The organism is Streptomyces sp. CNP082 (assembly GCF_059570535.1).
Genome location: NZ_JCANSZ010000123.1, coordinates 1 through 5443, shown reverse-complemented (window position 1 = coordinate 5443; position 5443 = coordinate 1). Strand labels below are relative to the sequence as shown.

The window sequence follows — 5443 nt, the reverse complement described above, 5'->3', positions numbered from 1 at the left end:
AGTACCAGCGGCCCCGTCGCGAACGCGGATCGGGCACCAGATCCAGGAAAGACCGCAGGCCAGCGACCTCGCTGACATCCAGTCGGCCCAGCTTCGCCAACACCGGCGGGATGGGAGAAGATACAGCGGCAAGCACGGGCCACCTCGTGATCGTTGAGCTTAGACACCCCAATGATCACGAAGCCCGTGCCTGCTCAGCTATGCCCCCCAACCAGTCACGGACCGACCAACCGCCCACCCCCGGAACTTGGCCAGGCCCTGGCGCGCAGGCGGGCGAGGTGCCGGACGAGAGCGCACAAGGGATGTTCGTCCGGCCGTCGACGTTCACTGTGGTCGACTTCTGGACGCGGTCCCGCGCGTGGTGGCCGCACCCCGCCCACCTCATCGTGCGCTACGGCGACTGCCCAACCTTGCTGAACCTGGTCAGCTTCCACATGTGCCGGATCGACGCCGGGAGCCGGCAGACCGAGGCCCAGGCGCTGACCGAGCTGTCGCACCCCGGCATGGCCACCCTCACCGGGGGCCCCACCTTCAGCTACCCCCACCGACGAGACCCCGGGATCGACTTGCCCGTCTGGACCGCGGAGGGCGACTCGGCCCACCGCGCGCAGCGCACCCGCCTGGACGACCAGATGGGCGTCATCGACACCCTGCCCGACGCGATCCTGACCGGCGGCGACCCCGCGCCCTTCCACGACCTCGCCCGCTACACCGCCGACCACTGCGGCCTTCCGAAGGCGCTCTTGCCCACCACGGCCGACGACGGGGCGATACCCGACGGTGGACAGCGCATGTACCGCATCTACGGCACCCGCGGCATGACCGAGGCACTGGACAGCCTCAACACCCGCATACCGAGACGCGTCACGTGACGCCCTACAGCCTGGTCATCGCGCAGTTCCACCGCTCCCGCCTCGCCCGATTGCTCTGCAAAACCGACTGACCCGGGCTGACTCAGCCGGGCCGGCCTTACAGCCTCCGGTCTTCTCCGGAGCAAGCTCATCCAGTAGACGGCTGATCTGCGGTCGTGTGAGGGGCCATGGGCCCGCTGTATCCAGCCCAATCCTCCCGCCTTCTTAACCGCACGCCTGTTTGTCAGTAGCGTTGACCGTGCGCCGATGGGAGTTCCGTGGGCCTAGGGGGTGGGGGAGCGTTGGGGAATCGTCCGACGGACTGGCACGTACTGGACCTGGACGAGGATCCGGTGCCGGGTGATGGCCCGACACCACCGTCACCACCCTCACCACCGCCGAACGCGCCGCCACCCGCTTCGTCGTGGGCGACAACTGCCAGATCACCGCCGAGATCGACCCCCTCGGCCACACCACCCGCACCGAATACGACGAACACCACCACCTGATCGCCGAAACCGACGCACTCGGCCACACCACCCGCTACGAGAACACCCCCCACGGTCAGCGCAAGTCCGTGATCTATCCGGACGGCACGTCGAGACGCTGCGAGTACAACGAGATCAACGCCCTGACCGAGCTGGTCGAGCCGGACGGCATCAGATGGCACTGGGAGCACGACGAGCGCGGCAACGTCGTCAGCGAGACCGGACCGGACGGTGCGAGGACGTGCTGGACCCATGACGATGCCGGCCGCCCCACCTCCGTCACGGATCCGCTCGGCGCGACCACCCAGTTGCGCTGCGACGGCGCAGGACTGGTGGTGGAGGCGACGGACCCGCTCGGGAACCGGAGGGCCGTCCAGCGGGACGCATTCGGCCGCGAGTGCGAGTCCACCGACCCACTCGGCGCCACAACCCGCACGTGGTGGACCGTCGAGGGCCGGATAGCCCGGCTCCAAGGGCCTGACGACACCGAGAAGGCGTGGTCGTACGACGGCGAGAACAACTGCGTGGCCTACACCGACACGGTGGGCCGAACCGCGCGTTTCGAGTACACCCACTTCGACATGCTCGCCTCCCGCACCAACCCCGACGGCACCCGGTACGAGTTCGCCTACGACAGCGGGCTGCGGCTGACCGGGGTGACCAACCCCGCCGGCCGGACCTGGCAGTACACCTACGATGCGGCAGGCCACCTCGTCGCCGAGTCCGATTTCGCCGGCCGCTCGCACGCCTACACCCGCGATGCCCTCGGCCGGCTGACGGCCCGCACCACCCCGCTGGGCGAGCAGATCACCTTCTCCTACGACGTGCTGGGACGGCTCACCGGCAAAGCCGTCGGCGACCAGCGCTGGGACTACCTCTACGACAACGTCGGACGGCTGGTCGCGGCGACCGGCCCTGATGACCGCCTGGAGCGCCGCTACGACTCCACCGGCCGACTCACCGCGGAGGTCGTAGCCGGCAGGCAGCTCACCTTCGCCTACGACCTCTCCGGCCGCCTGACCGGCCGGACAACGCCCACCGGTGCCGGAACTGCGTACACCTACGACCCGGTCGGCCAGTGCACCCGCCTGGCCACCTCCGGGCACACCGTGGACTTCGCCTACGACCCGGCCGGCCGGGAGTCGAACCGCCGCCTGGGGGCACATCTGACCGCGACCTCGGACTGGGATCCGGCCGGCCGGCTGCGCAGCCAGACGATCACCGCCGGCGCCCAGCCCGCCGTCGTACAGCGCCGCACCTACGCCTACCGCAGCGACGGATACCTGACCGGCGTCGACGACCACCTCAACGGCCCGGCGCGGTTCACCCTCGACACCACGGACATGGTCACCGAAGTCACCGCCCCCGACTGGCAGGAGCATTACGCCTACGACTCCCTGGGCAACCAGACCACCGCCTCATGGCCCAGCCCTGCCGACCCCATCCAGGCGACCGGCGAGCGCACCTGCGCCACCGGCGTGGTCACCCGTGCAGGGAACCTGCGCTACCACTACGACGACGCCGGCCGCATCGCCCTGCGCCAGCGCATCAGGCTGTCGAAGAAGCCCGACAACTGGCACTTCACCTACGACGCCGAAGACCGCCTGACCACGGCGATCACCCCCGACGGAACCCGCTGGCGCTACGGCTACGACCCCCTAGGCCGCCGCACCTGCAAGCAGCGCCTCACCGACGCGGGGCAGATCGCCGAGGAGACCGTCTTCACCTACGACGGCCCCACCCTCGTCGAAGCCGTCACCTCAGGCGGCGCCCTGCCCCATCCCGTCGCCCAGACCTGGGAGCACACCGGCCTGGCCCCCGCCACCCAACTCGAACGCCGCCTCGACGGCGCGACCCAGGAAGAGATCGACGCCCGGTTCTTCGCCATCGTCACCGACCAGATCGGCACCCCGCACGAACTCGTCACCGAAGACGGCGACCTCGCCTGGCAGGCCCGTACCACCCTGTGGGGCTCCACCACGTGGACCACCCAGGCCACAGCCCACACTCCACTCCGCTTCCCGGGCCAGTACCACGACCCGGAAACCGGCCTCCACTACAACCTCCACCGCTACTACGACCCGGCCACCGCCCACTACGCCACCCCCGACCCCCTCGGCCTCACCGCCGCTCCGAATCCCACCGCCTACACCCCGAACCCCCACACCCAGGCCGACCCCCTCGGCCTCGCCCCCTATGCGACGAGCGACCTCCGGATCATGAACACCAGCTCGACCATCCAGCACAACCGCGCGGCGATGGACACCAACGGCCCGAACGGATTCAGCGGAGTGTACGATCCGGCGACCGGCGGCCTTGAAGCGCGGATGAGCCGCGGACCGAACGCGCTGGTGAGCCCGGCCGGCGGACACGGACAAATCAACCGCGAAGTATTCGACGCATCCGGGGAGTCGGTAGGCTTCGTGGCCATCAGGCGGGAGGACCACATCGAGATGCGATGGAACTCGATCAGCGTAAACGTGATGAATCACGGAGATCGCCCCGCTCCGATGCAGTTCCGACAGCCGATCATGGACACTATCGGCCGGATTACCGGCCTCCCGGTGGTCGGGTGACCATGCCGGACGACGACGTGACGCAGGTCATGGGCCTGCCCCTACCGGAGGCGTTGACTCGTGCCATAGGCGAGGGCCGGTGGACCGCCCTGCAGGACTCGCCGCACCTCGCGGAGGTCTTCGGGGACGAGCCAGACTGGCCGGGGTTCTACGACATCGAGTCCATGCCCGCCATGAACCGGACCCTGCACGCGGTGTCGGAGGCCGCCGAGTTCCCCGACCTCCCGCACATGGACCAGGGCCTCTCCGTCACCCCGCGGCTGACGCTGCTCATCGGCGACCTCGGCGCAGACATGCCGTTCGCGCTCGACTACCGGCTCAGCATGCGGGAACCACGCGTGATCTACCTGGGGCTGCAAGGCTGGGTGGAAGTCGCTCCGAACATCGAGGACCTGATCGCCCGGCTACGACCGCCCTCCTAGCTCAGCACGTCGAATGGAACAGACCACCGACCGAGGTGCGGCCGGCCAGCTCGTTGTACAGCCGGACAGCTGCGGTCGTCTCCGCGACGTGCACGTCGACCTGCCGGTCAGCGAGCAGCGCCAAGGTCTCGGGCATCGTCCGCAACCGCTCCTCCATGCCCTGACTGAGGACCACGACCGTCGCACCGTGGTCGAGCAGCTCCTGCACGTCCCCCGGCTGGATCCCCGGGTCGTGCCGCGTACCGTGCTCGCCCCAGTCCCACGCGCGGCCTCCGGCGGGGTAGAGCTTGAAGTCCTTGCCCTCCCCGAGCCCTTCAACCTCCATCCGTCCCCACGAAACGTGCGTGACGCGTGGCGATCGCTCCGTGCCCATGCCGAGACCGTAACAGGATGTGACCCGGTACAGCTCAAGAGAATCGGGCAAAGCAGTCGGGATGCGAGCCGCCGCTGGCCACACCTGAACCTGATCTCCGAGGTGACGGTGGCGGTCAGCCCGTACGGGCCACCGTAGATGTTGCCGTTGTCGCCCGAGCCACCGGATGCCTCCGGACCGTCGGAGGTAGAGCGTAATCGTCAGTCCCCAGGCGCCCACCGCCCTGCTCGCCGCAGTCGACGAGCGCCACCAGCGCGAAATGGCCAGTGCTCACCGACGGCTGTCGGCGTACCTCCTTCCCAGGGCTCTAATGGGCCTTGTCGGGCCGTGAGGAAGACTACGGTCCGTAGCCGCCAGCAGGTGAGCACTCCCAGCTTCCGAGCCATTGTGAGTTCTGAGTGGGCGGTTCGCGAGGTGATGTCCGTTTCTGGTTGGGGTTGGAGAAGGTTCGCTGGTGGAGCTGTGTCGGCTATGGCTTCCTGGTGAAGTTGCCGGTGTTGGCTTCGGTGAGGATGCCGAGTTTGACCAGGCGTTTCAGCTTGGCNCGGGTGCCTTCGATGTTCTTCGGCAGCGGTTCGTGGCCGAGGGCTTCGCAGACGTCCTTGGCCCGTAGCGGTCCGGTTGCGTGGTTGAAGGCGGCGAGGATGCGGGGGTAGTCCGGGTGCTCGGGCAGGTCCGGCGGGGAGGCGGGGAGCCGGTCGGCGAGGCCGGTGATGGTCTTGCGGGTGATCGT

4 protein-coding genes and 1 pseudogene are annotated in these 5443 nt (G+C 68.7%); 3 read left to right on the top strand and 2 right to left on the bottom strand.

What is annotated here, in order from left to right; genetic code table 11:
- Window positions 1-278: 278 nt before the first annotated feature.
- From B124_RS36790 to B124_RS36780, 3 genes are all read left to right on the top strand, one after another.
- Entirely contained in the window at window positions 279-872 is a 594-nt protein-coding gene (locus B124_RS36790) for a hypothetical protein (RefSeq protein ID WP_496507371.1), read from the top strand.
- Between the two features lie 403 nt (window positions 873-1275).
- Window positions 1276-3915, top strand: coding sequence for an RHS repeat-associated core domain-containing protein (locus B124_RS36785; RefSeq protein ID WP_496507370.1), 2640 nt, complete (start codon window positions 1276-1278; stop codon window positions 3913-3915).
- The gene (locus B124_RS36780; protein WP_018854612.1) at window positions 3912-4337 is read left to right on the top strand and encodes an SMI1/KNR4 family protein; all 426 of its coding nucleotides are present in this window, start codon (window positions 3912-3914) and stop codon (window positions 4335-4337) included. The genes B124_RS36785 and B124_RS36780 overlap by 4 nt, the downstream gene beginning before the upstream one ends.
- A 1-nt stretch (window position 4338) precedes the next feature.
- On the opposite strand, the gene B124_RS36775 is transcribed toward B124_RS36780, so the two are convergent.
- On the bottom strand, window positions 4339-4710 hold the full coding sequence (locus B124_RS36775; protein ID WP_026278541.1) for an Mth938-like domain-containing protein: 372 nt from the start codon (window positions 4708-4710) through the stop codon (window positions 4339-4341).
- Between the two features lie 469 nt (window positions 4711-5179).
- Window positions 5180-5443, bottom strand: a pseudogene (locus B124_RS36770) (hypothetical protein); the annotation flags it as partial.

Bases quoted from the DNA above. Each gene is read 5' to 3' on its own strand.
- B124_RS36775 (WP_026278541.1), bottom strand. From the start codon at position 4,710: ATGGGCACGGAGCGATCGCCACGCGTCACGCACGTTTCGTGGGGACGG.